The sequence below is a fragment of the Streptomyces sp. NBC_00247 genome, assembly GCF_036188265.1.
GTDB lineage: Bacteria > Actinomycetota > Actinomycetes > Streptomycetales > Streptomycetaceae > Streptomyces.
In genome coordinates, this window is the sequence record NZ_CP108093.1 from 5,726,177 (window position 1) to 5,752,391 (window position 26,215).

Below are 26,215 nucleotides of genomic sequence, written 5' to 3' on the forward strand. Positions count from 1 at the left end.
TGTCGCGGGTACGGCAGAGTCCGGGGGCGCGACCTTGCCGACATCGCCCGCGGGCACCTTGGCGCCCGGCCGTCCGGTGGTCAGGACGGGGGTGGCGTACGGGCAGGGGCACCGGGGGCCGCCGCGAAGGTCGCGGAGGTGTGGCGCAGGGGCCGCAGCACGCGGTCCAGGGTGGTCCTCGACGCTCTGAGGCGCACCAGCTCACCCTGGTAATCGAGGTCGGCGACCTGCCAGCTGATGGGGAACCCTCGCTTGGCCTCGCCGGCCTGGACACGGCGTACCCGCAGGACGGTGAGCCGCTCCGTGGGAATCCGCCGCACCCCGAACCTTCCCGGGCCGGGGTGCGGCGAGACCGCGAGCGAGCCGTCCGGGCCGAGGACGAGGTGGGTGGTGGAGTGGTACGGGTCGAAATCGACGGAATCCACGAAGTAGGCGGGCAGGAAGACGTCCTCCCGGCCGTCCTCGACGGCAACGCCGTTCCCGTCCCCTGCGTCGGCCCCGGCATCGGCATCGGCCCGGTGCCGCTCCGCGGTGCCGGTGGGCGGCACGGGGCGAGTGGCGCGGAAGGCCAGGACGAGGAGCCCCGTGGTCACCACCGTCCCCGCAATCGCCCAGGCGACCGTCGTCGGGGAGCCGAGCGGGTACGGCCGGCAGTCGAGCCGGTTCTCGACGGGCGTCCCCGCGGCGCAGAGGACGGGTGGATTCCACGCACGCTCGTACGCCAGGGCCTGCGGAATCCCGAGTACGGCCGTCCCCAGGCCGAGAACGAGCAGCAGGCAGCCGACCAGAGCGGAGAAGAAGGGCACCGTGCTGTACGGCACCGTCTCCGGGACGACGAGGGACGGGAGGTCCGGGTCGGGGGAGCCGTACCGGCGGTGCAGCGCCCGCAACGCGCCCACCCGCGCCTCGAATTCCCCCTCTCCGGACGGATCGTTCGCGGGCGTCACCCCGCGCCACGACGGCGGAGGGAGGGGCAGGAAGTGTTCTCCCCCGTCGCGGAGCACCACGCTCAGGCGGCTGTGTCCCGGGTGCCGGGAGTGCGGGTACGGCCGGTGGACGCGCAGTACCGCGACCTCCGGCCACGGCACACTCCGGTTCCTCAACAGCTGCCGGTGGCACAGCCCGTGGGCATCGGCGCGCACCGCCGGTGCCGCGGCGCACAGGGCCAGGAGACCCGCCACCGCGAGCAGGGCCGCCGTGACGGTTGCCGCCCCGGCCGCGGGGCCGGACATCCGCCACCCGGTCCCGTGGGCCGCCCCGGCCCCCACTCCCGCGATCGCGAGGGTGGCGAGCGCGATGGCGGTCAGACCGCCGAGGAGCAGGGCGCGGTGGTGGGCGGGGCGGTAGGTCACGGCTGGGGCCTCGATCATGGCCGAAGCCTGTCGGTGGCAGGGCCCGCGCGCTAGTCAGGATTGCGGCGATGTTCGGACCGGCTCGCCTGCCGACATCCCCCGCGCCGCGTGCGGTCCCCGGGAACGTGCCGGAAGCGCTGTGTTGACAGGCGGTGACGATCCGGCCGTCCGCTCGTTGGAGTTGCTCCATGCCGCCCCTCAAGGCCACTGTCGGCAACCGCTGTTCGGTGAAACGGGTGAGTCCGAGGAACGTACGTGCCGCGAGATTCGAATACGTACACCAAAACCACCCTTTGGGGTGAACTGGCTTCAGGTGTCCGCCAGTTCACCCTCTGTGCGTAAAGATTCACGGAGTCGAGGCCACCGGCGCACGCGATGTCCCCCATTGGACGGCGCCGTTGGCTCCATGTCTCTTGTGGGGGTTCCACCATCTTGAACAGCAACACCTTCCGTCTCGCTGCCCTGGCGGTCGCCGCCGCTCCCGTCGCCCTGTTCGCCGCGTTCCCCGCGCAGGCCGCAGCCCCGGCGACGACGGGCGCGGGCGAGGGCAGTGCGAGCGCGGTCGTGCTCCGGACGGCGCTCGACGTCTCGCTCCTGAACAAGACCGTCGACGTGCCGCTCAAGGCCACGCTCAACGAGGTCCAGGCCCCCAGGAGCGCCGAGAAGACCGCGCTCTCCGTGCGGCTGGACGGCGTGGACAGGGGCCCGGTCCAGGTGCTGCGGGCCGACGTCGCGACCTCGGGTGCCACGGTCGACGAGCGCCGTGCGGAAGGGCACAGCAATCTGGTCAAGGCCCGGGTGCAGGTTCCCGGTCTGCCGCTCCTCTCGCTCGTCGAGGTCGAGGAAGTCACCTCCAAGGCCGTCTGTGAGGCCGGCAGGAAGCCGGTCGCGTCCTCGAACGTCCTCGGCCGTGTGACGGTCCTCGGCAAGCGGATCACGCTCACGGCGGGTGGCCGCACGGAGGTGGACGTGCCCGGCGTCGGCAACGTGACCCTGGACCTGTCGAAGACCAGCACCACCTCGAAGACCGCGGCCGCGGCGGCCCTTCAGCTGCGGATCTCCCTCAACCCGGCCGCGCTCAACGTCGCCGAGGTGAAGGGCGAGCTCACCCTCGCGGAGGCCAAGTGCAGCACGCCGGGCTCCGGCCACGGAGGCTCGGGGCACGGTGGTTCGGGCAACGGAGGCTCCGGGCACGGTGGTTCGGGCAACGGCGGTTCGAACGACGGCGGTTCGGACGACGGTGGTTCGGACGACGGAGGCTACGGTGACGGCGGCTCCGACGACGGCGGCGCCACGGACAGCGGTACGACCGGCGACGGCGGCGCGGGGGACACCTCGGGCGGCTCCGGCGACACCGGTTCCACGGACGGCGGCACGACCGACGAGGGCGCCACGGGCGACACCGGCACCACCGGCGACACCTCGGGCGACACCGGCTCGACGGACGGCAGCAGCGACAGCTCGGGCGGCAGCGGCAGCTCAGGCGGCTCCGGCGGCGACGTGACGACGCAGACCGGCTCCGACGACACCCCGGCCACCGTCTCCGGGGACGACCTCGCGGAGACCGGCAGCAGCTCCAGCACCCCGCTCATCGCCGGCGGCGCGGCCCTGCTGCTGGCGCTCGGCGCCGGAGCGACCGTCCTCGCCCGCAGGCGCGCCCAGGACTGACCCGGCCCGCCACCGGGCAGCAGGCGGGCACCGGCCGGACCGCGCACTCAGGCGGGCGCGCGGCCCGGCCGCGGTACCCGGGCGCCGGGGGCGTGCGAGGACCGTGACGGGTCCGGCCGTACGCCCCCGATCCGCGTACGCCCCGGTTCCGCGGGGAGCCCCCGATTCCCCGCAGGCCCGCCCGTCGCGTCACCCCGCCGGTCTCCCGGCCCCCACCGGCAGCGCCTGGAGCGCCAGGTCCAGCGCCTGGAGAAAGCGGTTCGTCGTCACCCGGTCCCGGACCGCGAGCCGCAGCCAGTCCGGTCCCAGCCCCGGGAAGGTGTCCCCGCGCCGGGCCGCGAACCCCAGCGAACGCAGCCCCTCCCGCAGCTCGGCCGCACCCTCCAGACGGATCAGCACGAACGGCCCCCGGGCCGGCTCCACCACCTCGATCTCGCCGAACTCCGCGATACCCGCCAGCAGATGGGCCCGGTCCACCGTGATCCGGTCCGCCGCGCCGGCCGCCTCCGCCAGGGCCCGGGGCTCCATGCACGCCTCGGCCGCCGCCAACGCCGGTGACGACACCGGCCAGAGCGGCTGCGCCTCCTCCAGCAGGGCGATCACCGCCGGTTCGGCCAGCACGTAGCCGATCCGCAGCCCGGCCAGCCCCCACGTCTTGGTCAGGCTGCGCAGCACCACGAGGCCGGGGATGTCCGTGCGCCCGCAGAGCGCCTCGCGCTCCCCGGGCACCGCGTCCATGAACGCCTCGTCGACCACCAGGGTCCGGCCCGGTCTCGCCAGCGCCTCCAGCACACCGGCGGGGTGCAGCACCGACGTCGGGTTGGTCGGATTGCCGACGACCACCAGATCGGCGTCCTCCGGCACCGCTGCCGGGTCCAGCCGGAAACCGTCCTCCGCCCGCAGGATCACCCGCCCCACCTCGTGCCCGGCCGCGCGCAGCGCCGCCTCCGGCTCCGTGAACTGCGGGTGCACCACCACCGGCCGCCTGGCAGGCAGCGCCCGGGCGATCAGGACGAACGCCTCGGCCGCCCCGGCGGTGAGCAGCACCCGGTTCACCGGGAGCCCGTGCCGGGCGGCGACGGCGGCCCGCGCCGCCCGGCCGTCGGGGTAGGCGGCGAGTCCGCCGAGGGAGGCCGCTATGCGTTCCCGCAGCCAGTGCGGCGGGGTGTTCGTCCGGACGTTCACGGCGAGATCGGTCAGCTGCCGGCCGCGTACCTCCGCGTCGCCGTGGTGACGCAGGTCGGGGCCGCCGCTCTCGATGTACCGCGTGGGGGGAGTCATGGCAGCCATGGTGAGGGGCGCGGCGCCTTCCGTCACCGGGGCGACGGAAGATTCCGCTTCCGGGGGAACCGCGCGCGGTCCGCCGCGGCGGGCCACCGCACAGGTCGCCCGCGCCGACTTCGTCTTCGGCACCACCAGTTCGGCCGCATCACAGAGCGCCGCGGCCTCCGCGACCGAAGGCGTACCGACCAGCGCGCCGACCTCCTCGGACGCCCCGGGCACCGGCACCCGGGTCAGCTCCGCCGCCGACCGGCCGCGCAGCGGAACCCCCAGACGGGCCGCCGCCGCCACGATGCCCGGCTCCGCGGTCTTCGCCTCGACGGTGGCCAGTTCGACCACGTCGGAGACGGCCAGCCCCGCCGTCCGCAGCACCTGATCGATCAGCGCGGACACCTCTTCCTCCGGGACGCCCCGGCGGGCGCCGACGCCGACGACGAGTGCGGTCCCCGCGGCGGGTACGGGGGAGTGGTCTGCGGACCCTGCGCCAACGGTCACGGGAAGTCCTTTCGTACGGGCCGCCCGCGCCGGGTCCCTGGGGACGACGGCGGGGCGTACGGCCTTCTTGCGGAGATGCGGGCAAGGGGGGCGATCGGCTAGCAAGGGCCCATGGCGGTGTTCGTCGCGCTCGGCGCGTTCCTGATGACTCTGGCCGGCGGCTGGGTCGCGCAACGCGTCACGGACCGCCGCCACCTGGTGCTCGGCTTCGCCGGGGGGCTGATGCTCGGCGTGGTCGGTCTCGATCTCCTGCCGGAGGCGATCGATGCGGCGGGGCGGCCCGTGGCGGGGGTGCCCGCCGCCCTGCTGTTGTTCGTGGGGGGTTTTCTGGTGGCCCATCTGGTGGAGCGTCTGCTCGCGGTACGCCAGGCGGCACACGGCGCGGGCGAGGAACGGGTTCCCCAGGTGGGGCTGACGGCGGCGGCCGCGATGGTGGGCCACAGCCTGATGGACGGGGTGGCGCTCGGTGCCGCCTTCCAAGTCGGCGCCGGCATGGGGGCCGCCGTCGCGCTGGCCGTCATCACCCACGACTTCGCCGACGGATTCAACACCTACACCCTTACCAGTCTCTACGGGAACAATCGCCGCAAGGCGTTCTTCATGCTCTTCGCGGACGCGATCGCCCCGATCGTGGGCGCGGCGACCACCCTGGTGTTCACTCTTCCGGAGGAACTGCTCGGGGGATATCTCGGATTCTTCAGCGGCGCGCTGCTCTACCTCGCCGCCGCCGAGATCCTGCCCGAGGCCCACCACGACCACCCGGCGCGTTCCACCGTGCTCTGCACGATCGGCGGGGTCGGCTTCATCTGGCTGGTCGTCGGCATCGCGGACTGAGCCGCCCCCACCCGTACGCCCCCGCCCGTGAAGCTCAACCGTCCGTGACGTTCAGCCGCCCGTGACGTTCAGCCGTCCGTGACGTTCAGCCGTCCGTGCCCTCAGCCGTCCGTGACCCCGCCGCACCGCTCCACGAACCGCCGGGCCATCCGCGGCGCCGCCGCCCAGTGGGTGTGCAGATAGCTCGCGTGCACCCCGCCCGCGACGAAGCCCTCCACCCGGCGTTCCGGCAGGTGCATCCCCCAGGCCGGCACGGGTCCGGAGCCCGGCTCCAGCACCGTGCGGTGGAACTCGTGACCGCGCACCCGGGTCCCGGCCGCCGCGAGCGAGCTGTCCGCGACCGCCACCGCCTCCCGGTAACCGAGCGTCAGGCGCCCCGACATCCGGGCGCTCGCGTCGAGCACTCCGCACATCGGCCTGCCGTCCAGCTCGCGCGCCAGGTAGAGCAGCCCCGCGCACTCCGCCGCCACCGGCGCCCCGCTCTCCGCGAGCGCGGTGACCGCGCGGCGCAGCGGTTCGTTGGCCGACAGTTCGGGGGCGTACACCTCCGGGAAGCCGCCCCCTATGACCAGTCCGGCCGTGCCGTCGGGGAGCCTCTCGTCGTGCAGCGGGTCGAAGGGGACGACCTCCGCGCCCGCCGCCGTGAGCAGTTCGGCGTGTTCGGCGTACGCGAACGTGAACGCCGCGCCGCCCGCCACGGCGACCACCGGCCGCTTCCCGGAGAGCTCGTACCGCTCCGGCTCCCAGGCGTTCACGGCCAGCGGGGGAGCGGTACGGGCCAGCGCCAGCAGCGCTTCCAGGTCGCAGCCGGCCCGGACGCGTTCGCCCATCGCCGCCACCGCGTCCACGGCGTCCGTGCGCCGCTCGGCCACGGGCACCAGCCCCAGATGGCGGGACGGGGTCTCCACCTGCGGGGCCCGCCGCAGCACCCCGAGGACGGGCAGCCCGGACTCCTCCAGGGCGTCGCGCAGCAGCGCCTCGTGACGGTCGGAGGCCACCTTGTTGAGGATCACCCCGCCGATCCGCACCCCGGGGTCCCAGGCCGCGAAGCCGTGTACCAGGGCCGCCACCGAACGCGACTGCGAGGAGGCGTCGACCACCAGCACCACCGGCGCCCGCAGCAACTTCGCCACCTGCGCCGTCGACGCCAGCTCGCCCTGCCCCGAGGCCCCGTCGAAGAGCCCCATCACGCCCTCGACGACCGCCAGGTCGCACCCCGCCGCCCCGTGCGCGAAGAGCGGCCCGATCAGACCGGTCCCGCACATGTAGGCGTCGAGATTGCGGCCCGGCCGCCCGGTCGCCAGCGCGTGGTAGCCGGGGTCGATGTAGTCGGGGCCCACCTTGTGCGGGGAGACGCCGAGCCCGCGCGCGGCGAAGGCGGCCATCAGCCCGGTGGCGACGGTGGTCTTGCCGCTGCCGGAGGCCGGGGCGGCGATCACCAGACGGGGGACGCCGCCGGAAGAGCCGCTGGAGACACTCACCACTCGATGCCTCGCTGGCCCTTTTGACCCGCGTCCATCGGGTGCTTCACCTTCGACATGTCGGTCACCAGGTCCGCTGCGTCCAGCAGCGCCTGCGGGGCGTTGCGGCCGGTGATCACCACGTGCTGGGTGCCCGGACGGTTCGCCAGCGTCTCGACCACGTCCTCGGTGTCGATCCACCCCCAGTGCAGCGGATACGCGAACTCGTCCAGCACGTACAGCTTGTACGTCTCGGCGGCGAGGTCGCGCTTGACCTGCGCCCAGCCCTCGCGGGCCTTCTCCTCGTTCGCCGTGTTGTCGTTCTCGCCCGAGGGCCCGCGCTGGACCCACGACCAGCCCTCGCCCATCTTGTGCCAGGCGACCGTGCCGCCCTCGCCGCTGGCCCCGAGGACCTTCAGCGCGTTCTCCTCGCCGACCTTCCACTTCGCCGACTTGACGAACTGGAACACCCCGATCGGCCACCCCTGGTTCCAGGCGCGGAGCGCCAGCCCGAAGGCGGCGGTCGACTTCCCCTTGCCGATCCCGGTGTGGACCAGGAGGAGCGGACGGTTGCGGCGCTGACGGGTGGTGAGCCCGTCGTCCGGTACCGAAGTCGGCTGTCCCTGCGGCATTACGCGGCCCTCCCGGCTGCTCGAACATCCTTGACCAGCCCGGCGATCGAGTCGGCGCGCAGCTCGTCGAGCGTGACGGCGGTGCCTCCCAGATCGCGGGCGAGCCGTGCGGCGAGCCCGAGGCGTACGAACCCCGACTCGCAGTCCACCACCACGGACGCGGTGCCCTCGGCGGCGTGCAGCCGCCCCGCCCGCGCGGCCAGCGCCAACGGCTCCGGACCGCCGGTCGCCCGACCGTCCGTCACCACCACGAGCAGCGGACGCCGCGAGGGGTCGCGCATCCGCTCCACCCGCAGCACGTCGTGCGCCTTCAGCAGACCCGCCGCGAGCGGGGTACGCCCGCCGGTCGGCAGGGTCTCCAGCCGGACCGCCGCCGCGTCCACCGACGAGGTCGGCGGCAGCACCAGCTCGGCGTCCCGCCCACGGAACGTCACCAGGCCCACCTTGTCCCGCCGCTGGTACGCGTCGAGCAGCAGCGAGAGCACCGCGCCCTTCACCGCGCTCATCCTCCGGCGGGCCGCCATCGACCCGGAGGCGTCCACCACGAAGAGCACGAGGTTCCCCTCACGCCCCTCCCGCGTCGCCTGCCGCAGATCGTCCCGGCGCACCACGAGCCCCCGCCCCGACCGGCCGCGCGCCCGCTGGTGCGGGGCGGCCGCCTGGACGGTCGCGGCCAGGTGCAGCTTGGTCAGCGCACCCTCCGGCCGCCGCGCGCCGGTCGTCCGGCCGTGCTCGGTGCGGGCCCGTGACCGGCGTCCCGCCGCGCCCTCGCCGAGGCCCGGGACGCTCAGCGTCTTCGTACGGAACGGCTCGGCCGCCGCGACCGGCCGCTGCTCGCCGCCCGCCGGAGAGCCCTGCCCGCCCGGTTCACCCGGCCCGCCAGATTCACCCGGTTCACCCTGCCCGCCCGCCGGGGCGTCCGCGCCCGAAGGCGCTTCCTCGGGGCCGCCCCCCTGCGGAGGCACCCCGCCGCCGGGGCCGCCCCCGCCGCCCGGCCCGTCCGGATCGGGGTCGTGATCGGGGTCGGGGTCACCGTCGGGGGTGTTGTCCCGCTCGTCCCGCCGGCTTTCCTCCTCGGCGGCCTCCCGGAGGGTGTCGTCGAGCTTCTCCTCGTCGATCCCCGGGGCGTCGAAGGGATTGCGCCGCCGGCGGTGCGGCAGCGCCAGCAGGGCGGCCTGCCGCACGTCGTCGGCCGTCACCTCGTCGCGGCCCGCCCAAGCGGCCAGCGCGGTCGCCGTCCGGGCCATCACGATGTCCGCGCGCATCCCGTCGACCTCGAACGCCGCGCAGGTCGCGGCGATCCGCCGCAGCGCCCCGTCCCCGAGCACGACCCGGGGGAGCAGGGCGCGCGCCGCGGCGATCCGCCCGCGCAGCGCGTTCTCCTCGTCGGCCCACGCCGCCGCGAAGGCCGCCGGATCGTCGTCGTACGCGAGGCGCCGCCGCACGACCTCCACCCGCAGATCGGTGTCCCGGGACGCGGCCACCTCCACGGTCAGCCCGAACCGGTCCAGCAACTGCGGCCGCAGCTCGCCCTCTTCCGGGTTCATCGTGCCGACCAGCAGGAACCGCGCCGCGTGCCGTACGGAGACGCCCTCGCGCTCCACGTACGAGGCGCCCATCGCCGCCGCGTCCAGCAGCAGGTCCACCAGATGGTCGTGGAGGAGGTTCACCTCGTCCACGTAGAGGATTCCCCGGTGCGCGTCCGCCAGCAGACCCGGCTCGAAGGCCTTCACGCCCTCGGCGAGCGCCCGTTCGATGTCGAGCGCGCCGACCAGCCGGTCCTCGGAGGCGCCGACCGGCAGCTCCACCGTCCGCGCCGCCCGCGAAGCGCCGGGCGCCGCCGCGTGCGGACCGTCCGGGCACGCGGGGTCGGGGGAGGCCGGATCGCAGGAGAACCGGCAGCCCGGCACGACCGCGACCTCCGGCATCAGAGCCGCGAGCGCCCGTACGGCGGTCGACTTGGCTGTGCCCTTCTCACCGCGCACCAGCACCCCGCCGACCGCCGGTGACACGGCGTTCAGCAGCAGCCCGAGCCTCAAGTCGTCCTGGCCGACGATCGCGGTGAACGGATACGGCGTGCTCACAGGGCCTCCTGGATGGTGTCGGAAACGTTCGTGTGCGTCGCGGCAGTCGGTACGGGTGCCGGGACGGCCCCCACGTCGGCGCCCGCCCCCGGCAGCACCGGCGCGCCCGGGCCGACGAACGGCAGCCCCTTCGGGGCGCCCTCCTCGATCAGCCGCCACAGGGCGCCGGTGTCCGCGTGCTCCTCGATCAGGTCGCCCAGCAGATCGAGCTGCTCCTCGCGCAGCGCCGCGAAGCTCGTGTCCGGGGCGACCGTGAACCGCCGCCCCGAGGCCCGCGCGACCTCCGTCAGGAAGGCCCGCCGGAACGCGTCGCTCTCCAGCGAACCGTGCCAGTGCGTCCCCCACACCTGGCCCACCCTGCATCCGTCCAGGAACGGTTCGCCGCCCCGCACGTCGGCGACGCCGTGGTGGATCTCGTACCCCCCCACCGGCTCGCCGAGCGCCGTGCCCACCGGCCGGGCCAGGGTCTTCTCCCGTGCGAACCGAATGCCCACCGGCAGCAGGCCCAGCCCCTCGACCACGCCCGCCCGCGACTCGACCTCGTCCTCGATCCGCTCGCCGAGCACCTGGAAACCGCCGCAGATCCCCAGCACCGGACGGCCCTCGGCCGCCCGCCGGACCAAGGCGTCCGCGAGCCCCCGGGCACGCAGCCACTCCAGCGCCTTCACCGTGCCCCGGGTACCGGGCACCACGACCAGGTCCGCGTCGGCCAGCTCCTCCGGCCGGTCCACGAACCGCACGATCACGCCCGGTTCGGCGGCCAGCGCGTCCACATCGGTGAAGTTCGACATCAGCGGCACCGCGCACACCGCGATCCGCAGCACGTCCTCGCCGTGCGGCGGCGCCACGACCGACTCCCGGACCGTTCCGCGCAGCGACACCCGCAGCCCGTCCTCCTCGTCGATGCCGAGACCGTGCGTGAACGGCAGCACCCCGTAGGTCCGCCGCCCGGTCAGCCCCAGCAGCATGTCCAGGCCGGGCTCCAGCAACGACACGTCCCCGCGGAACTTGTTGACCAGATAGCCGGCGACCAGCTCCTGGTCCTCGGGGCTCAGCAGCGCCGTCGTACCGAAGAACGAGGCGAACACGCCGCCCCGGTCGATGTCGCCGACGACGAGCACCGGAAACCGCGCGGCCCTCGCCACGCCCATGTTCACGATGTCGGTGCGCCGCAGATTGATCTCGGCCGGACTGCCCGCCCCCTCGCAGATCACGGCGTCATACCTGCCCCTCAGCTGCTCCAGACAGTCCACGACCGTCCCGAACAGCGACTCCTGACGGCCGCCGTGGTAGCCGCGCGCGCTCATCTCGCCCACCGGCTTGCCCATCAGCACGACCTGGCTGGACCGGTCGCCGCCGGGCTTGAGCAGCACCGGGTTCATCAGCGCCGACGGCTCGACCCGGGCGGCCTGCGCCTGCATGGCCTGCGCCCGCCCGATCTCGGCGCCCTCCCTCGTCACGAAGGAGTTCAGCGACATGTTCTGCGCCTTGAACGGGGCGACCTTCACCCCCTGCCGCACCAGCCACCGGCAGATCCCCGCCGTGACGACGCTCTTGCCCGCGTCCGAGGTGGTCCCGGCGACGAGCAGCCCGCCGCCCTTCTTCGTGTTCCCGCTGCTGCTCATGCCCGTCCTCGTTCCGTACTCGTCCGTGCCGCCGGCCGCCCCGCCGCCAGCCGGCCGGCGACGCAGACGGCCAGGGCCAGCACGCTCACCCGGCGTGACAGCCGCACCGCGCGTTCGATGTCTCCGCTCTCCACGGCCACGGCCCGCCCCTCGGCGCCGTTCAGCACCGGCCGGTGCTCGACCCGCCCGCCGTAAGCGAGGGTCCCGCCCAGCCGTACGCCGAGCGCCCCCGCGAACGCGGCCTCCACCGGACCCGCGTTCGGGCTCGGATGCCGGCCCGCGTCCGCGCGCCAGGCCCGGACGGCCTGCCCCGGGTTTCCCCCGGCGACGGCGGCGAGGGCGGCGGTGAGCCGGGCACCGGGCCAGCCCACGACGTCGTCCAGCCGGGCCGAGGCCCACCCGAAGCGGCGGTGGCGCGGCGAACGGTGGCCGACCATCGCGTCCAGCGTGTTCACGGCTCGGAAACCGACGAGCCCCGGGACCCCGCCCAGCGCGCCCCACACCAGGGCGCCGACGACGGCGTCCGAGGTGTTCTCGGCGACGGACTCCACGACGGCACGGGCGATCCCCGGTGCGTCGAGCGCCTGCGGGTCGCGCCCGCACAGATGTGGCAGCCGCTCCCGGGCCGCCTCGACGTCCCCGGCGTCCAGCGCCGCGCCGATGGCCCTGGCCTCGCGGCCCAGCGACGTGCCCCCGACGACGGACCAGGTGACGGCCGCCGTCAGCGCGACGGCGGCGGTGGGACGGCGGCGTACGGCACGGGAGGCGAGCGCGGCGGCTCCCACGGCGCCTCCGGCGCACACCAGGGTGTGCAGCGCTCCCCGGCCCCGGTGGTCCCGCCACAGGCGCTTCTCCACGGCGGCGGCGGCCCGGCCGAACCCGGCGACCGGATGGCCCCGGCGAGGATCGCCGAGCAGCCGGTCGGCGATCAGCCCGGCGGCGGCGCCGCAGGCGAATACGTGTTCTCCACGCACGGCTCAGCCCGCCGTACGGCGGAGCGGTCCCGGGCCGGCGGAGAAGGCTGACAGGGGATCGGGCGCACGGCGGCCGGGCATGGCGTATGTCCTCACTCAGGGTCCGCGCCCTGGTTCGACGAGACGGCGACGAGAGTGTCCTGGCTCCCGGGTCGGCGGCCACCCCGGTCGTCCGTCGTACGCACGTCGGGGCGCCGCTCCCCGGTGACAGTGGCGGGACCGCGCCGGATTCGCACCGGCTTCCTCTGCTGTCGCCGTGAATGGCTCCGGCAGTCCACCACGCAGCGCGAAGGCCCGTCAACTCGCCGTTGACCTGCGGGGCCGAAGTGTGCCCGGGCCCACAGCGAAACGCCCAGCCGCACGTACGACGTCCCCCAGCCGTACGCACGGCGGGCCGGACACACGGGGTGTCCGGCCCGCCGGGGCGGAGAAATACGGGGGTGCGGCGTCAGGCGACGATCAGGTAGATGCCGTACGCGACCGCCGCCGCGCACAGCGCGAAGCAGGCGTACGCGCCGGTGCGCGCCAGTACGGCGGACGAACCCGGTCCGCCGCGCACGGCGGTACCGGCCCGCTTGGCGAGACCGACGACGCCGAGGCTGAAGAAGCCGACGAGCGCCACGGTGACCACGAGGCTGACACCGAAGACGGTCGCGAGAGCTGCCCAGTCGATTTTCATGGGTCGAGTCCTTACACCGCGGCCGGCGGACGGGCCGGTTCGGTCGTCGTCGCCGCGGCGGGCGTGGCGGGGAGGGGGGCCGGGATGGTGGCTGTGAGGCCGGTGACCGGGAGTCCGGCGGCCGGCACTCCGGCGGGCGGCGGGGAGACGGCGGCGACGGCCGCGGTGACGATGTCGGCGGGCGCGTCCGCGCCCGTCTCCGCGATGTCGGTGTGGTCGACCGGCTTGCGCCGCGACAGCATCCAGATGGCGCCGGAGCCCGCGACGAGCAGCGCCGCGACCAGCACGATGCCCCAGGTGCCCTGCCGGGTCAGGAACTCGGCGCCCGCGCCGACCAGACCCGCCGCCGGAAGCGTGAGGCCCCAGGCCACGAACATCCGGGTCGCGGTGGACCACTTGACCGTGCCGCCCTTGCGGCCGAGCCCGGCACCCATCACCGCGCCGGAGCAGGACTGCGTGGTGGAGAGCGAGAAGCCGAGGTGCGAGGAGGCCAGGATGACGGTCGCCGCGCTGGTCTGGGCGGCGAAGCCCTGCTGCGGCTGGAGGTCGGTGAGCCCGCTGCCCATGGTGCGGATGATGCGCCAGCCGCCGAAGTAGGTCCCCAGGGCGATGGCCAGACCGGCCGAGAAGATCACCCAGACCGGCGGGTTCGAGCCGGGGGAGAGGACACCGCCGGTGACGAGCGCCAGGGTGATGATGCCCATCGTCTTCTGCGCGTCGTTGGTGCCGTGGGCCAGCGAGACGAGACCGGCCGACGCGATCTGCCCGGCCCGGTAGCCCTTGGCCGTCGACTTCAGCTGCGCCTCGTCGGTGACGTTCCGGTTGACGCGGTACGACAGCCTCGTCGCCAGCATCGAAGCGGCACCGGCCACCAGCGGAGCGGCGACGGCGGGCAGCAGGATCTTGGTGACGACGGTGCCGCCGTCGACCGAGGACCAGCCCGCGGACATCACGGCGGCACCGATGAGCCCGCCGAACAGGGCGTGGGACGAACTGGACGGCAGGCCGACCAGCCAGGTCACCAGATTCCACAGGATGGCGCCGACGAGCGCCGCGAAGATGACCTCGGTTCTCAGACCGTCCTCGTCGACGATCCCGCCGGAGATCGTTTTCGCGACCTCCACCGACAGGAACGCGCCGACCAGATTGAGGGTGGCTGACATCGCCACCGCTGTCTTGGGCTTCAGGGCGCCGGTCGAGATGGTGGTGGCCATCGCGTTGGCGGTGTCGTGGAAACCGTTCGTGAAATCGAACACGAGAGCTGTCGCGACGACGATCGCGAGCAGCAGCGTGATGTGTTCCATTTACCCAGGCAATCGTTCGACGTCATTGGCACGTGGAACGTAAGCAACCTGAGTGAACGGAAGATGAACTGGGCGGGGCATTGTGGTGCCACTGTGGGCGCGCAGATCATTCCGCTTGTGCCCGAGAGGGAACCCTCCCGGCTTCGGGAGCGGTGCGGGAACTGCCCTCGACCAGCTTTTGCCTCTCCCGCGAGGAAGCGGGGCACACCCGGACCGGCCCCCGAATGTCGTTCCGGTCACGTCCGCGCGGGCCGGCCGGTTAGCTGCCTATTCACAGGAAGGCCGTGCCGACGGTCCCTATGATCCCGTCCATGGCTGAGGAGTACGCGGCAGAACGGCGGGAGCCCCGCCCCGGCACGCTCGCCACCGCTTGGGACGACCTCGTCCGTACCGCCCGCAGGACGGCGGCCGACGGACTCGTCGTCGGCACCTCCGGCAACGTCTCGGTACGCGTCGGCGACACGGTGCTGGTCACCCCCAGCGGCGTCCCGTACGACCGGCTGGGCCCGAAGGACCTGCTCGGCGTCGACCTCGCGGGTCACCGCACCCTCGGCACCCTCACCCCCACCAGCGAGCTCCCGCTCCATCTCGCGGTCTACCGCTCCACCGGCGCGCGCGCCGTGGTGCACACGCACGCCGTGCACGCCACCGCCGTCTCCACGCTCGTCGACGAGATCCCGCCCGTCCACTACGCCGCCGCGATGCTCGGCGGCCCGGTCCGCACCGCCGGATACGCCCGCTACGGCACCCCCGAGCTGGCGGCGAACATGCTCGCCGCCCTCCGCGACCGCACCGGCTGCCTGCTCCGCAACCACGGCACGGTCACCCACGGATCGAGCCTGGACGAGGCGTACGACCGCACCGCCCAGCTGGAATGGCTCTGCCGGGTCTGGCTCGCCGCGAGCTCCGTCCCCGGCCGCGCACCCTCCCTGCTCTCCCCGGACCAGCTGGACGAAGTCGCCGAGGCGCTCCGGGGCTACGGCCAGCGCGGCTGAGACCCGCCCCGGCACGCCCCACGACCCACCACCGCGAGCCCCGGCACGCGCCCCGCCCCCACCCAAGCGCGACACGTCCCACGACACGCCGTGCCCACCGGACGGCCCATCCCACTGGCCCCCCGCACCGTCTTGCCGCGAGACTGAAGCCGTGCGCCCGGCAACAGCGACGGCAGCGGCCGTCTCCACGATCCTCGGCGCCGGCGCGGCAGCGGTCGCCGTCGGCAGATACGCCGGCGGTACCGCTCTCACGGTCCCCGCCGGCCGCCCCCTCCCCGCCGACCGCGGCCTGACCGTCCACGCGACGGCGCCCGGGCAGGTGACCCTGACCCGCTCCTTCGCCTCGCTGCGCCCCGGACTCTGGGGTCTCGCCGGACCGGACGTCCACGCCGTGGTCGGCCCGGTGGCCGACGAGCCCGCGTTCTCCGCCGACACCGTCGTCCGCCGGCTCGTACGCGTCACCCAGGGCTCCCTGGAGCCGGGCACTCGCGTCCGGGCCACCCCCGAGGTGCACCGCGGCGACCCCGGCACCGCCCTCGGGCTCGTCCACCACGAGGTGGAGATCCCCGGCGAACTCGGCGCACTGCCCGCCTGGTACGTCCCCGCCGACCGCTCCACCTGGGTCATCGCCCTGCACGGCATCGGCACCACGCGGGAACACACCCTCAACGTGATGGGGTTCCTGAACGACCTCCGCCTCCCGGTGCTCGCCCTCGCCCACCGGGGCGACGCGGGAGCCCCGCGCTCTCCGGACGGACTCGACCACCTCGGCGCTTCGGAATGGCGCGATCTCGACGCCGCGATCCGCTACGCCCTCCGCTACGGCGCCGAGAAGGTCGTCCTGCTCGGCTGGTCCACCGGCGCCACCATGGCCCTGCACGCCTGCGTCGACTCCGCGCTCCGCGACAGCGTCGCCGGCCTCGTGCTGGACTCCCCCGTCATGGACTGGGAGACCACCCTGCGGGCCCTCGCCGCGGCGCGGGGCGTCCCGACCGCGCTGATGCCGCTCGCCGTCCGCGCCGCCCAGGGGCGGACCGGCCTGCGGGGCACTCCGCTCCTGCACGGCAGGCTGCCGACCGTGCTGCGCGTTCCGACGCTGATCTTCCACGGCCCCGGCGACACCCTGGCCCCCTGGGGACCCTCGCGGGAACTCGCCGCGCTCCGCCCCGACCTCGTCGCCCTGCACACCGTCCCCGACGCCCCCCACGCGTCGATGTGGAACCTGGGCCCGGCCGCCTACGAGGAAACCCTCCGCCGCTTTCTCACGCCCCTGATGTGAGAGTTGGGGGCAAACCGCCCGGTTGATGACCGCCGGGCGGGGCCGCTCGGACGGGGCGGCGCGGCTTCCGTTTGGGCTTTCGGCCTGTCAGAGGCAAGACTGCTCCCCGTGACGTCCCGTAACCCGCGCGACTCCAGGCTGCGACTTGTCCGCCCGCGACCCCTCGCCACGGCGCGCAAGGCCGTGACCACCCGCCGCACCAGGCCCGCCCCCCGCCCACCCGAGGGCACTCCGCCACGCACCGAACTGGCCCGCCAGGCCAGGGAGGTGCTCGCCGCGGACGTGCGGGTCGCCCACTGGGCCGCCGCCGACGGCGCCGGCCCCGGCACGGCGCCGCTCTCCGCAGCCGATCTGGACCGTGCCGCCGCCGAACTGCGGCTCACCCCCGACCGGGTGCTGGCCGGCTGGGACCGGGCCCGGCTGGCCGGTCTCGTCGAGCTGCACGGCGACACCGTGCGCCCCGGCTGGCGCCTGCGCGCCTGGGACCGCGACGACTCGGCGGTGCTCCGCGGCTGGGTCGCGCTCTTCGACGCGTGGTCGCTCGTGCACGTCTCGCCCGAAGGCATCGAGGCGACGGCCGTCGCCGAAGCGATCGAGGCGGTTCCCCAGGTCCTGTCGCTCCTCCAGCTCTCCGCCGGGCCCGTGCCCGTACCCGTCCTCCTGGACCTCCTCGGCCAGCGCGTCGCCGAACTCCACGAGGAACGCTGCGAGGTGCCGTACGCCCCCGGCGCCGAGGGCGCACCGGCGGGTACGCAGCCCGTGGCCCCCGCCGCCGCGCCTTCCGACGAGCTGAACGCCCTGCTGCTCGACTGGGCCCTCGAAGGCCTCGCCGCCGTCGGCGCGCTCACCCTCGAACCGGGACACGCCACCCTCACCCCGCTCGGCAACTGGGCGGTCTGGGTCAAGCTGGAGCAGATCTGCGTCGCCGCGCAGAGCCCGGCCGGGAACATCGAACAGCCTGCCGCCGGCATGCTCCTCGGCTGCGCCTCGCTCACCCCGGGACCGGCCCGCGCCGAGTACCGCGCCTGGCTCGCCGCCCGTACGGTCCCCAGCGCCGTCGCCGAACTCCTCGGCGTCGCCCGCGGCGAGGACGCGCTGCTGCGCGGACTGGCCTTCGAGGCGCTGCGCGTCGTCGGTGCCCCGGCCGAGCCCGAGGTCCGCGCGGTCGTCGCGCACCCCTCGCTCCGTCCGTACGCCCTGCTCTGGCTCGCCGAGTACGAGGGCGCAGACCCGGACGACGCCCAGGAGGTCCTCAGCCGCGAGGAGGCCACCTGGCTCTGGGTGGACACCGCCGCGGCCGTCGCCGACCACGGCGAGACCGGGCTGCTCGTGCGGCACCTGGACTCAGCCGTCCAGGGCACCGTCCCGGCGCTGCTCGAAGAGGTCCGGGCGGTCGGCCACCCGCGTACGGTCCAGGTCCTGGTGGCGCTTGCCGCGGCCCACCCGGACCCGGCGCTCGCCAAGGCGATGCGACGGGCCGCGTTCCAGGTGCACACCGGCGGCGGCCGCGCCTGACCCGCCACGTCCCCCGGGCCCGCCGGCCCGGGGCGTGCCGGACCACATCCGTCGGGCGGGCGGTGCGAATGGTGCGACCCGGCCCTGGCTCAGGCGGCGCCCGGGGCGTACGTACCGAAGCTCCACACGTTGCCCTCGGCGTCACGGGCCATGTAGTCCCGCGAGCCGTAGTCCTGGCCGGTCGGCGGCATCAGGATCTCCATCCCGCGGGCCGCGGCGCGGGCGTGGTGTCGGTCCAGGTCCTCGGCCGAGCCGAGGACCACGTAGATCCCGACCGGTCCGCCGCCCGCCATGGCCCGCGCGAAGACGCCGTCCCGCCCCCGGGACCCGAGCATCACCCTGCCGTTGCCCAGGGACAGCTCCGCGTGGACCACGGCGCCGCCGCCGTCCTCGTACACCGCTTCCGCGGTGAACCCCAGCACCTCGGTCAGCGTCCTGATCGCCGCCTTCGCGTCCTCGTACAGGACCGTCGGGAAGACCGTGGGTGCGCCGTGTGCCGTGTCCGTCATGGATCGTCACCTTCCGCCACTCTCCGCGCGCTGTGATCCCCGTCTCATTCTGGCACCGCCCGGCGGTCCGGGCCCGTGCACGGCGGAGGAGTTGCGCACCGCCCGTAGAATGGGCCCATGGCAATTCTCCTTGTGCATTAGCGGCGTCGAGAGACCTCCGCCCTCGTCCTTCCGCCGTCCATACCGCCCTGGAGTCTTACCGTGATCACCGCTTCCGGCATCGAGCTGCGCGCCGGCGCCCGCGTCCTCATCGAAAACGCGTCCTTCCGCATCGCCAAGGGCGACCGCATCGGCCTCGTCGGCCGCAACGGCGCCGGTAAGACCACCCTCACCAAATGCCTCGCCGGGGAGGGCACCCCCGCCGGCGGGACGATCACCTCCTCCGGTGAGGTCGGCTACCTCCCGCAGGACCCGCGCACCGGAGACCTCGACGTCCTCGCCCGGGACCGCATCCTCTCCGCCCGCGGCCTGGACGAGATCCTGCGCCGGATGCGCGAGAACGAGGAGCGGATGGCGAACGGCAAGGGCGCCACCCGCGAGAAGGCGATGAAGAAGTACGAGCGCCTGGAGACGGAGTTCCTCACCAAGGGCGGGTACGCCGCCGAAGCCGAGGCCGCCACCATCGCCGCGGCCCTCAGCCTTCCGGACCGCGTGCTGGGCCAGCCGTTGCACACCCTCTCCGGTGGTCAGCGCCGCCGTGTCGAGCTCGCCCGCATCCTCTTCTCGGACGCCGACACCCTGCTCCTCGACGAGCCCACCAACCACCTGGACGCCGACTCCATCGTCTGGCTGCGCGACTACCTCAAGTCGTACCGGGGCGGCTTCATCGTGATCTCCCACGACGTCGACCTCGTGGAGACGGTCGTCAACAAGGTCTTCTACCTCGACGCCAACCGGTCCCAGATCGACGTCTACAACATGGGCTGGAAGCTCTACCAGCAGCAGCGCGAGGCCGACGAGAAGCGCCGCAAGCGTGAGCGCCAGAACGCCGAGAAGAAGGCCGCCGCCCTCAACTCGCAGGCCGACAAGATGCGCGCCAAGGCCACCAAGACCGTCGCGGCCCAGAACATGGCCAAGCGCGCCGACCGGCTGCTCGCCGGGCTGGAGGCCGTCCGCGTCTCCGACAAGGTCGCCAAGCTGCGCTTCCCGGAGCCCTCGCCCTGCGGCAAGACCCCGCTCATGGCGGAGGGCCTGTCCAAGTCGTACGGCTCGCTGGAGATCTTCACCGACGTCGACCTCGCGATCGACAAGGGCTCCCGCGTCGTCATCCTGGGCCTCAACGGCGCCGGGAAGACCACGCTGCTGCGGCTCCTCGGCGAGGCCGAGAAGCCCGACACCGGCGAGATCATCAAGGGCCACGGCCTCAAGCTCGGTTACTACGCCCAGGAACACGAGACCCTCGACCCGGAGCGCACGGTCCTGGAGAACATGCGCTCCGCGGCCCCGGACCTCGACCTCGTGGAGGTCCGCAAGACCCTCGGCTCGTTCCTCTTCTCCGGCGACGACGTGGACAAGCCCGCGGGCGTCCTGTCCGGCGGCGAGAAGACCCGGCTGGCCCTGGCCACGCTGGTCGTCTCCTCGGCCAACGTCCTGCTTCTCGACGAGCCCACCAACAACCTCGACCCGGCCAGCCGCGAGGAGATCCTCGGCGCGCTGCGGACCTACAAGGGCGCGGTCGTCCTCGTCACGCACGACGAGGGCGCGGTGGAGGCGCTCCAGCCCGAGCGCATCATCCTGCTCCCCGACGGCGTCGAGGACCTCTGGGGCGCCGACTACCGCGACCTGGTCGCCCTGGCCTGACCGGGCGGGCGGTGCGGACGGACGGGCCCGGCCCGGCACGTCCGAGGCCGCCCCGATCGAATGATCCACGCCGAATGGATCATTCGGCCTACGCGTGATCCCTCATCTGTGCGAGACGGTCTCATCCCTCGGCGCGGCGCCCGGCAGATACCTGCCGGGCGCAGCCGTTTTGGCGCCCCCGCCCCGGACGGCCCTGACCTGGACTTTCTCTTTCGTGCTCTCCCCAGCTGCCTCTTGAGCCCCTCAGAATGCTTCATTCCGCTTCTGTGGAGCCCTTCCCTGGCGCGGAATCGGGTTGTACGTACCTTGCCGAATGGGTGGTCAGGGCGCACGGTAGGGGTGATCATGAGAAACAAGAGCGCACTTCCCATGAGGAGGCACGGGTGGCCGAGACTCTGAAGAAGGGCAGCCGGGTTACCGGCGTCGCGCGCGACAAGCTCGCGGCAGACCTGAAGAAGAAGTACGACTCCGGTGCGAGCATCCGGGCGTTGGCCGAGGAAACCGGCCGCTCCTACGGATTCGTCCACCGGATGCTCAGTGAGTCCGGCGTGACCCTGCGGGGACGCGGCGGAGCGACACGCGGCAAGAAGGCCGCATCGGCCTGACGGTCGGCGGCGGGTCTCGGGCGTGGGCAGCGGGTCCACCGAATCGGAAGGGACCACCCGGTCGGCCACACGGTCGACCGGATGGTTACTGTTCAGTCACTTAGCTGGTGAAGTGCTGACAGCACCCCGATCCGGAGGCGCACGATGACCTCGCTCGACCCGCTGCTCGACAAGGACGGCGTACGACTCACCGTCGATGACGCGGTCGCCACGGTGACCCTGACCAATCCGGCCAAGCGCAACGCTCAGTCTCCCGCTCTGTGGCGGGCGTTGACGGAGGCCGGGCGGGCAGTCCCCGGTACCGTGCGGGTCGTGGTGCTCCGCGGCGAAGGCAAGTCCTTCTCCGCGGGCCTCGACCGGCAGGCGTTCGCTCCCGAGGGCTTCGACGGTGAGCCCTCCTTTCTCGACATGGCGCGCGGACCCGAGTCCGGGCTCGACGCGACCATCGCCGAGTACCAGGAGGCGTTCACCTGGTGGCGGCGGAACGACATCGTGTCGATCGCGGCCGTCCAGGGCCACGCCATCGGGGCGGGCTTCCAGCTCGCCCTCGCCTGCGATCTGCGGATCGTCGCCGACGACGTGCAGTTCGCCATGCGGGAGACCAGCCTCGGGCTCGTCCCCGACCTCACGGGCACCCACCCCCTGGTGCACCTCGTGGGGTACGCCCGCGCGCTGGAGATGTGTGCCACCGGCCGCTTCGTGTCGGCCCCGGAAGCCGAGCGTACGGGCCTCGCCAACCTCGTCGTCCCCGCCGGCCAGCTCGACGCCGCGACCCAGGACCTGGCCGCCGCCCTGCTGGCCGCGCCGCGTGACGCCGTGACCGAGACCAAGGCGCTGCTGCGCGGCGCGATCTCACGCACGTACGAGGAGCAGCGCGCCGCCGAGCGAGCCGCCCAGGGCCGCCGACTGCGCGACCTGGCGGGCATCACCGACTGACGCGCCCGACGGACCCGGCCGTTCCGGCAGGCCCTCAGCCGGGCTCGGGGGCCTGCACCACGGCGGTGACCAGAACCGAGACCGGCGGCCCGTCCTCCAGTGCGCCCGTCACGGCCGTGCGCACCGCGCGGGCCACGTCGAGCGCGCGGTGTCCGCCGGCCGTCGCCACCTCGACCCGTACGTGATCGGCCGAGGTGGTCACCGGAGCGCCCAGCACCCGGGTCAGCGAGACCACGCCGGGGACCGCGGCGGCTGCCAGCCCCGCGGCCCCGTCGTCCCGCCCGGCTCGCACCTCCGGCCGGGGGAAGGCCGTCCGCTCCCCGGCCGCCGACGTGCCGGCCGGAGCCGTGCCGTCCGCCGACGTCCCCACGGGAGGCGTCCCCGCGTGCAGCAGACCCGTCACCCGCAGGTCCACCTCCGCCACGTCCAGCCCCAGCCGCCGCGACGCGGCCTCCATCAGGGCTTCCCTGAGCAGCGCGGCGGACGTGGGCAGCGGCCGGTCGGCGACGGCGGTGAACTCCGCCTCGATCCGCAGCGGACCCGGCGGCAGCGCGCTCGGCGGCGCGGGCGGCCCCGGGGCCCGCCCCTCGTGGCGCTCCTTTCTCAGCCCTTCGCCGTACCGCTCTGCCGGACCCGCCCCGGTCCCTCGTCCCGGGCCTTCCCCCGGCGCACCCGGCGCGGTGCCCGCCGTCGCCGCGCCGATGCGCAGCCGCCCGAGCACCGCGCCGGGCCCCGCCGTCGAGTCCCGCAGCACGGACGCGGCGGCCCGCTCGGCGATCCATGCTCCGTCCCCCGGACCGCCCAGAGGGAGCAACCGGCCCAGCCCGAGCCGTTCGCGCACCGAGGCCGCCCATCCATCCGCCCGCCGGGGGCCGTCCGCCGTTGTCATCGCCCCAGCCTGCCGTATCCGCAGCGCGAACCCGGACAAGCGCACCTAATGTGGGCAAGGGAGTACACCCCTGCCCCATCGAAGGGATGAGCGGCCATGAGTGAGACCACCACGCAGCGCCCCGGCCCGGACGCCTCCGGCGACGACCGGGGCCGAAGCCTGACCAAGCGCGGCGGCGGCGACGCCGGTGCCCGCGGGCGCACCACGATCGCGGACGGGGTCGTCGAGAAGATCGCCGGACTGGCGGCCCGCGACGTCGACGGTGTGCACGCCATGGGCGGCGGGCTCTCCCGCAGCTTCGGCGCCATGCGCGACCGGGTGCCCGGCGGGGGTGGCAAGTCGCCCGCCCGCGGGGTGAAGGCCGAGGTCGGCGAGTCGCAGGCCGCGCTCGACCTGGAGATCGTCGTCGACTACGGCGTGGCCATCCACGAGGTGGCCCGTGACGTCCGCGAGAACGTCGTCGCCGCAGTGGAGCGGATGACCGGGCTCGAAGTGGTCGAGGTCAACATCGCGGTCAGCGACGTGAAGCTGCCCGACGAGGAGGACGACGAGGACGACGGGTCCTCCTCCCGGGTCCAGTAGTCCGGGCGACCACCGTGCACCCGGCCGCCCGTCATGCCCGTCGGCCCGGCCCACCGCCGGTTTGCCGGGCCCGTTTACCCCTGTCCGACAAGGGAGTTGAGGAGTCAGCATGAGCATGGCCGTGGTCGGCATGGTGGCCGGCATGGCGCTCGGGTTCGCCGGGTACTTCGGCGGATTCGGTGCCTTCCTGCTGGTCGCCGCACTGGGCGCGGTCGGCTTCATCGCCGGCCGCTTCCTGGACGGCGACTGGGAACCCGGCGACTTCTTCCGGAGTCGCGAGCGCGGCGACCGGCAACGGTGACCCCGGTGACCGGCCCGGTTCCCGCGGCGGAGCGCGGCGAGACCCGGATCGCCGACCGGGTCGTCGCGAAGATCGCGGCACAGGCCGCCCGGGAGGCGATCGACGAGGTCCCCGAGGACGGCTCACCGCCCAATGCCTCGGTCACCGTTCACCGGGACTCCGCGCGGGTACACGTCAGCCTGGAACTCGGTTACCCCAGCGACATCGGCCGCCAGTGCGGGGCCGTGCGCCGGCAGGTGGCCGAGCGGGTCAGGACGCTGGCGGGAATGGAGGTGCCCGAGGTGGCCGTACGGATCGAACGCCTGCACTCGGCGGCGACGGGTTCCTCGGGACAGGGGAGGATCCGGTGAGCGAGCCCTCGTACTCGGACGGCCCAGGCGGCCCGGACGGCCCCCAGCACAGCACGCAGCGGCTCCCCGTCGTCGTGCCGGAGCCGCTCGGCCCCGAACGGAACGCCTCCTCGTCCACGTACCGGTCCGGCCCCGCGGCGGAGGAACCGGTCCGCGGACGGGCCGGGCGCTTCTGGTCGGCCCGCCGCGTCCCCGCCGCACTCCTCGCGCTCGTGGTGCTCGGCGCCTCGGGGCTCTTCCTCTACGACGTGGCGGCCGTGCGCGCCGACCACCCGGCGATGCAGTGGCGGCGCTCACTCGCCGACGGCCTCGCCGAACGCTCCCTCGACGACGTCTGGGTGCTCACCGGCGCCGGGATCGCCGCCGCGCTCGGACTGTGGCTGCTCCTGATCGCCCTCACCCCGGGGCTGCGCTCCCTGCTGACGATGAGCCGCAGGCACCACGGGGTGCACGCGGCCCTCGACCGCACCGCGGCGGCCCTGGTCCTGCGCGACCGGGCCCAGGAGGTGTCCGGCGTGCAGTCCGTACGCGTCAGGTCGGGACGCCGCAAGGCCGCCGTACGGGCCGTCTCGCACTTCCGCGAACTCGGCGAGGTACGGGCCGACCTGGAGTCCGCGCTCACCACCGCCATCGCCGAACTCGGCCTCGCCAAGCCGCCGAAGCTTTCCGTGCGCGTCCACCGGGCCGCCAAGAAGGGATGAGCGCCATGCTCCGCACGGTCAACCGGGTCCTGCTCGCCCTCGCCGGACTGATCCTCGTAGCCGTCGGCGGCACCGTGCTCGCCACCGGCCTCGGTGCCGCGGTGCCGTCCTGGTTCCCTTGGAACGGGAAGTCCGACGTGCTGCTCAGCGACGCGGACCGGGGCCGCTGGCGCGACGAGAGCTGGTGGTGGCCGACCGTCATCGCCATCCTCGCCGTGCTCGTCGTGCTCGCCCTGTGGTGGCTGCTCGCCCAGCTGCGGCGGGCCCGGCTCGCCACGGTACTGGTCGACAGCGGCGACGGCGAGGGGGCGCTGCTGCGGGGCCGGGCCCTGGAGGGCGTGCTCGCCGCGGAGGCGGGCGGCCTCGACGGAGTCGCCCGGGCCCAGGCCGCGCTGACCGGCCGCCGCACCGCCCCGCAGGCCCGCGTTCGCATGCAGCTGGAACCGCACGCCGTCCCGGCGGAGGCGCTCCGCGGCTTCTCCGACGAGGCGCTGGCCCACGCCCGCGCCTCGGCCGGGCTGGACGAGCTGCCGGCCGAGGTGCTGCTGAAGGCCGTCAAGCACCGCGCGGAACGCGTCACCTGACGGAGCCGTACGCCGGCTTGGGCTCAGAACCCGTGCCGGGCACCGCCGTCCACCGGCAGCATGATGCCGGTGAGGTAGGACGCGGCGGGGGAGAGCAGGAAGGCCGCGGTCTTCCCGAACTCCTCGGGCGTGCCGTACCGGCGCAGCGGGATGCGGGCCTCGCTCGCGGTGCGAGCCGCGTCCGCGTCGCCGGAGAGCGCGTCGAGCTCGCGCACCCGGTCGGTGTCGATGCGGGAGGGCAGCAGGCCGATCACCCGGATGCCGCGCGGCCCGAGGTCGTTCGCCAGGGACTTGGCGAAACCGGCCAGCCCGGGGCGCAGCCCGTTGGAGACGGTCAGGCCGGGGATCGGCTCGTGGACCGACCCGGAGAGCACGAAGCCGATGACCCCGCCTTCGCCGAGTTCGGCCGCCGCCGCGCGGGCCAGGCGCACCGCACCGAGGAAGACCGACTCGAAGGCCGACTGCCACTGCTCGTCGGTGTTGTCGGCGGCGGAACCCGGCGGCGGCCCGCCGACGCTGATCAGTACGCCGTCGAGCCGGCCGAACCGTTCCCTCGCCGCGTTCAGCAGCGTCCGGGCGGCGGTCGGGTCGCCGTTGTCGGCCGCGACGCCGAGAGCGTCGGGGCCGAGCGCGGCGGCGGCGGCCGTGATGCTCTTCTCGTCCCGTCCGGTGATGAGCACCTTCGCGCCGTCCGCCGCCAGAGCGGTCGCCGCGGCGTTGCCGAGCCCTCGGCTGGCCCCGGTGACGACGTAGACGCGGTCCTTCAGTCCAAGATCCATGG

At 74.1% G+C, this 26,215-nt stretch carries 25 protein-coding genes and 1 riboswitch; of the genes, 13 read left to right on the forward strand and 12 right to left on the reverse strand.

The window, feature by feature from the left end; translation table 11 throughout:
* Nucleotides 1-80: 80 nt before the first annotated feature.
* A complete protein-coding gene (locus OHT52_RS24905) occupies nt 81-1,370 on the reverse strand; it encodes a PH domain-containing protein (protein ID WP_328722417.1) in 1,290 nt (429 codons plus the stop codon).
* 414 nt (nt 1,371-1,784) lie between these two features.
* Here OHT52_RS24905 and OHT52_RS24910 point away from each other — a divergent pair, with 414 nt between their 5' ends.
* Nucleotides 1,785-3,020 (forward strand): SCO1860 family LAETG-anchored protein, encoded by a 1,236-nt coding sequence (locus tag OHT52_RS24910; RefSeq protein ID WP_328722419.1) that lies wholly within the window; start codon nt 1,785-1,787, stop codon nt 3,018-3,020.
* Between the two features lie 189 nt (nt 3,021-3,209).
* On the opposite strand, the gene cobC is transcribed toward OHT52_RS24910, so the two are convergent.
* Entirely contained in the window at nt 3,210-4,796 is a 1,587-nt protein-coding gene (gene cobC, locus OHT52_RS24915) for an Rv2231c family pyridoxal phosphate-dependent protein CobC (RefSeq protein ID WP_328722420.1), read from the reverse strand.
* A 111-nt stretch (nt 4,797-4,907) separates the two neighbouring features.
* Between cobC and OHT52_RS24920 the strand changes: the two genes are divergently transcribed.
* Complete coding sequence (locus OHT52_RS24920) at nt 4,908-5,630, forward strand: ZIP family metal transporter (RefSeq protein WP_328722421.1); 723 nt, start codon at nt 4,908-4,910, stop codon at nt 5,628-5,630.
* Nucleotides 5,631-5,731: 101 nt separating this feature from the next.
* On the opposite strand, the gene OHT52_RS24925 is transcribed toward OHT52_RS24920, so the two are convergent.
* The 7 genes from OHT52_RS24925 to OHT52_RS24955 all read right to left on the reverse strand — a co-directional run bounded on the left by OHT52_RS24925 (nt 5,732) and on the right by OHT52_RS24955 (nt 14,388).
* Nucleotides 5,732-7,111 carry a cobyrinate a,c-diamide synthase gene (locus OHT52_RS24925; RefSeq protein ID WP_328722422.1) on the reverse strand — a complete coding sequence of 460 codons (1,380 nt, stop codon included), beginning with the start codon at nt 7,109-7,111 and terminating at the stop codon, nt 5,732-5,734.
* The gene (cobO, locus tag OHT52_RS24930) at nt 7,108-7,722 is read right to left on the reverse strand and encodes a cob(I)yrinic acid a,c-diamide adenosyltransferase (RefSeq protein WP_328722423.1); all 615 of its coding nucleotides are present in this window, start codon (nt 7,720-7,722) and stop codon (nt 7,108-7,110) included. Before cobO ends, OHT52_RS24925 begins: the two co-directional genes overlap by 4 nt.
* On the reverse strand, nt 7,722-9,806 hold the full coding sequence (locus OHT52_RS24935) for a putative cobaltochelatase (RefSeq protein ID WP_328722424.1): 2,085 nt from the start codon (nt 9,804-9,806) through the stop codon (nt 7,722-7,724). The genes cobO and OHT52_RS24935 overlap by 1 nt, the downstream gene beginning before the upstream one ends.
* On the reverse strand, nt 9,803-11,431 hold the full coding sequence (locus tag OHT52_RS24940) for a cobyric acid synthase (RefSeq protein ID WP_328722425.1): 1,629 nt from the start codon (nt 11,429-11,431) through the stop codon (nt 9,803-9,805). Before OHT52_RS24940 ends, OHT52_RS24935 begins: the two co-directional genes overlap by 4 nt.
* Nucleotides 11,428-12,405: a cobalamin biosynthesis protein gene (locus tag OHT52_RS24945; RefSeq protein ID WP_328722426.1), complete on the reverse strand. Its 978-nt coding sequence runs from the start codon at nt 12,403-12,405 to the stop codon at nt 11,428-11,430. Before OHT52_RS24945 ends, OHT52_RS24940 begins: the two co-directional genes overlap by 4 nt.
* Before the next feature lie 134 nt (nt 12,406-12,539).
* Nucleotides 12,540-12,650: riboswitch (cobalamin riboswitch) on the reverse strand.
* 203 nt (nt 12,651-12,853) lie between these two features.
* The gene (locus OHT52_RS24950; protein WP_328722427.1) at nt 12,854-13,084 is read right to left on the reverse strand and encodes a hypothetical protein; all 231 of its coding nucleotides are present in this window, start codon (nt 13,082-13,084) and stop codon (nt 12,854-12,856) included.
* A gap of 11 nt (nt 13,085-13,095) precedes the next feature.
* Nucleotides 13,096-14,388: an inorganic phosphate transporter gene (locus OHT52_RS24955; RefSeq protein WP_328722428.1), complete on the reverse strand. Its 1,293-nt coding sequence runs from the start codon at nt 14,386-14,388 to the stop codon at nt 13,096-13,098.
* 311 nt (nt 14,389-14,699) lie between these two features.
* Here OHT52_RS24955 and OHT52_RS24960 point away from each other — a divergent pair, with 311 nt between their 5' ends.
* The 3 genes from OHT52_RS24960 to OHT52_RS24970 all read left to right on the forward strand — a co-directional run bounded on the left by OHT52_RS24960 (nt 14,700) and on the right by OHT52_RS24970 (nt 18,177).
* A complete protein-coding gene (locus tag OHT52_RS24960) occupies nt 14,700-15,383 on the forward strand; it encodes a class II aldolase/adducin family protein (RefSeq protein WP_328722429.1) in 684 nt (227 codons plus the stop codon).
* Between the two features lie 151 nt (nt 15,384-15,534).
* Nucleotides 15,535-16,662, forward strand: a complete 1,128-nt coding sequence (locus tag OHT52_RS24965) for an alpha/beta hydrolase (RefSeq protein ID WP_328722430.1) — start codon at nt 15,535-15,537, stop codon at nt 16,660-16,662.
* A gap of 183 nt (nt 16,663-16,845) precedes the next feature.
* The gene (locus tag OHT52_RS24970; RefSeq protein WP_328723889.1) at nt 16,846-18,177 is read left to right on the forward strand and encodes a hypothetical protein; all 1,332 of its coding nucleotides are present in this window, start codon (nt 16,846-16,848) and stop codon (nt 18,175-18,177) included.
* A gap of 89 nt (nt 18,178-18,266) precedes the next feature.
* Here OHT52_RS24970 and OHT52_RS24975 read toward each other — a convergent pair whose 3' ends face one another.
* Nucleotides 18,267-18,686 carry a VOC family protein gene (locus OHT52_RS24975; protein ID WP_328722431.1) on the reverse strand — a complete coding sequence of 140 codons (420 nt, stop codon included), beginning with the start codon at nt 18,684-18,686 and terminating at the stop codon, nt 18,267-18,269.
* Nucleotides 18,687-18,887: 201 nt separating this feature from the next.
* On the opposite strand from OHT52_RS24975, the gene OHT52_RS24980 reads away from it, so the two are divergent.
* The 3 genes from OHT52_RS24980 to OHT52_RS24990 all read left to right on the forward strand — a co-directional run bounded on the left by OHT52_RS24980 (nt 18,888) and on the right by OHT52_RS24990 (nt 22,027).
* Nucleotides 18,888-20,486: an ABC-F family ATP-binding cassette domain-containing protein gene (locus OHT52_RS24980; protein ID WP_328722432.1), complete on the forward strand. Its 1,599-nt coding sequence runs from the start codon at nt 18,888-18,890 to the stop codon at nt 20,484-20,486.
* 383 nt (nt 20,487-20,869) lie between these two features.
* Nucleotides 20,870-21,091 carry a helix-turn-helix domain-containing protein gene (locus tag OHT52_RS24985; protein ID WP_266702971.1) on the forward strand — a complete coding sequence of 74 codons (222 nt, stop codon included), beginning with the start codon at nt 20,870-20,872 and terminating at the stop codon, nt 21,089-21,091.
* Nucleotides 21,092-21,235: 144 nt separating this feature from the next.
* The gene (locus OHT52_RS24990) at nt 21,236-22,027 is read left to right on the forward strand and encodes an enoyl-CoA hydratase/isomerase family protein (RefSeq protein ID WP_328722433.1); all 792 of its coding nucleotides are present in this window, start codon (nt 21,236-21,238) and stop codon (nt 22,025-22,027) included.
* Between the two features lie 34 nt (nt 22,028-22,061).
* Here the strand turns inward: OHT52_RS24990 and OHT52_RS24995 are convergent, their stop codons facing one another.
* On the reverse strand, nt 22,062-22,916 hold the full coding sequence (locus tag OHT52_RS24995) for a hypothetical protein (protein WP_328722434.1): 855 nt from the start codon (nt 22,914-22,916) through the stop codon (nt 22,062-22,064).
* 96 nt (nt 22,917-23,012) lie between these two features.
* On the opposite strand from OHT52_RS24995, the gene OHT52_RS25000 reads away from it, so the two are divergent.
* The 5 genes from OHT52_RS25000 (at nt 23,013) to amaP (ending at nt 25,434) form a co-directional block, all read left to right on the forward strand.
* Nucleotides 23,013-23,498 (forward strand): Asp23/Gls24 family envelope stress response protein, encoded by a 486-nt coding sequence (locus OHT52_RS25000; RefSeq protein ID WP_328722435.1) that lies wholly within the window; start codon nt 23,013-23,015, stop codon nt 23,496-23,498.
* Nucleotides 23,499-23,607: 109 nt separating this feature from the next.
* Complete coding sequence (locus OHT52_RS25005; RefSeq protein WP_266702963.1) at nt 23,608-23,799, forward strand: hypothetical protein; 192 nt, start codon at nt 23,608-23,610, stop codon at nt 23,797-23,799.
* Entirely contained in the window at nt 23,796-24,149 is a 354-nt protein-coding gene (locus OHT52_RS25010) for an Asp23/Gls24 family envelope stress response protein (RefSeq protein WP_327175034.1), read from the forward strand. Before OHT52_RS25005 ends, OHT52_RS25010 begins: the two co-directional genes overlap by 4 nt.
* Complete coding sequence (locus OHT52_RS25015; protein ID WP_443046662.1) at nt 24,146-24,850, forward strand: DUF6286 domain-containing protein; 705 nt, start codon at nt 24,146-24,148, stop codon at nt 24,848-24,850. The genes OHT52_RS25010 and OHT52_RS25015 overlap by 4 nt, the downstream gene beginning before the upstream one ends.
* The gene (gene amaP / locus OHT52_RS25020; RefSeq protein WP_328722436.1) at nt 24,847-25,434 is read left to right on the forward strand and encodes an alkaline shock response membrane anchor protein AmaP; all 588 of its coding nucleotides are present in this window, start codon (nt 24,847-24,849) and stop codon (nt 25,432-25,434) included. Before OHT52_RS25015 ends, amaP begins: the two co-directional genes overlap by 4 nt.
* 23 nt (nt 25,435-25,457) lie before the next feature.
* Here the strand turns inward: amaP and OHT52_RS25025 are convergent, their stop codons facing one another.
* Nucleotides 25,458-26,213, reverse strand: a complete 756-nt coding sequence (locus tag OHT52_RS25025) for an SDR family oxidoreductase (RefSeq protein WP_328722437.1) — start codon at nt 26,211-26,213, stop codon at nt 25,458-25,460.
* Nucleotides 26,214-26,215: the final 2 nt, after the last annotated feature.

What these genes read in the sequence shown, in the direction of transcription:
- OHT52_RS24995 (WP_328722434.1), bottom strand. Translation starts at nt 22,916, where the DNA reads ATGACAACGGCGGACGGCCCCCGGCGGGCGGATGGATGGGCGGCCTCG.
- OHT52_RS24975 (WP_328722431.1), bottom strand. Translation starts at nt 18,686, where the DNA reads ATGACGGACACGGCACACGGCGCACCCACGGTCTTCCCGACGGTCCTG.
- OHT52_RS24955 (WP_328722428.1), bottom strand. Translation starts at nt 14,388, where the DNA reads ATGGAACACATCACGCTGCTGCTCGCGATCGTCGTCGCGACAGCTCTC.
- cobO (WP_328722423.1), bottom strand. Translation starts at nt 7,722, where the DNA reads ATGCCGCAGGGACAGCCGACTTCGGTACCGGACGACGGGCTCACCACC.
- OHT52_RS25000 (WP_328722435.1), top strand. Translation starts at nt 23,013, where the DNA reads ATGAGTGAGACCACCACGCAGCGCCCCGGCCCGGACGCCTCCGGCGAC.
- OHT52_RS24960 (WP_328722429.1), top strand. Translation starts at nt 14,700, where the DNA reads ATGGCTGAGGAGTACGCGGCAGAACGGCGGGAGCCCCGCCCCGGCACG.
- OHT52_RS24940 (WP_328722425.1), bottom strand. Translation starts at nt 11,431, where the DNA reads ATGAGCAGCAGCGGGAACACGAAGAAGGGCGGCGGGCTGCTCGTCGCC.
- amaP (WP_328722436.1), top strand. Translation starts at nt 24,847, where the DNA reads ATGAGCGCCATGCTCCGCACGGTCAACCGGGTCCTGCTCGCCCTCGCC.
- OHT52_RS24920 (WP_328722421.1), top strand. Translation starts at nt 4,908, where the DNA reads ATGGCGGTGTTCGTCGCGCTCGGCGCGTTCCTGATGACTCTGGCCGGC.
- OHT52_RS25005 (WP_266702963.1), top strand. Translation starts at nt 23,608, where the DNA reads ATGAGCATGGCCGTGGTCGGCATGGTGGCCGGCATGGCGCTCGGGTTC.
- OHT52_RS25025 (WP_328722437.1), bottom strand. Translation starts at nt 26,213, where the DNA reads ATGGATCTTGGACTGAAGGACCGCGTCTACGTCGTCACCGGGGCCAGC.
- OHT52_RS24905 (WP_328722417.1), bottom strand. Translation starts at nt 1,370, where the DNA reads ATGATCGAGGCCCCAGCCGTGACCTACCGCCCCGCCCACCACCGCGCC.
- OHT52_RS24950 (WP_328722427.1), bottom strand. Translation starts at nt 13,084, where the DNA reads ATGAAAATCGACTGGGCAGCTCTCGCGACCGTCTTCGGTGTCAGCCTC.
- OHT52_RS24990 (WP_328722433.1), top strand. Translation starts at nt 21,236, where the DNA reads ATGACCTCGCTCGACCCGCTGCTCGACAAGGACGGCGTACGACTCACC.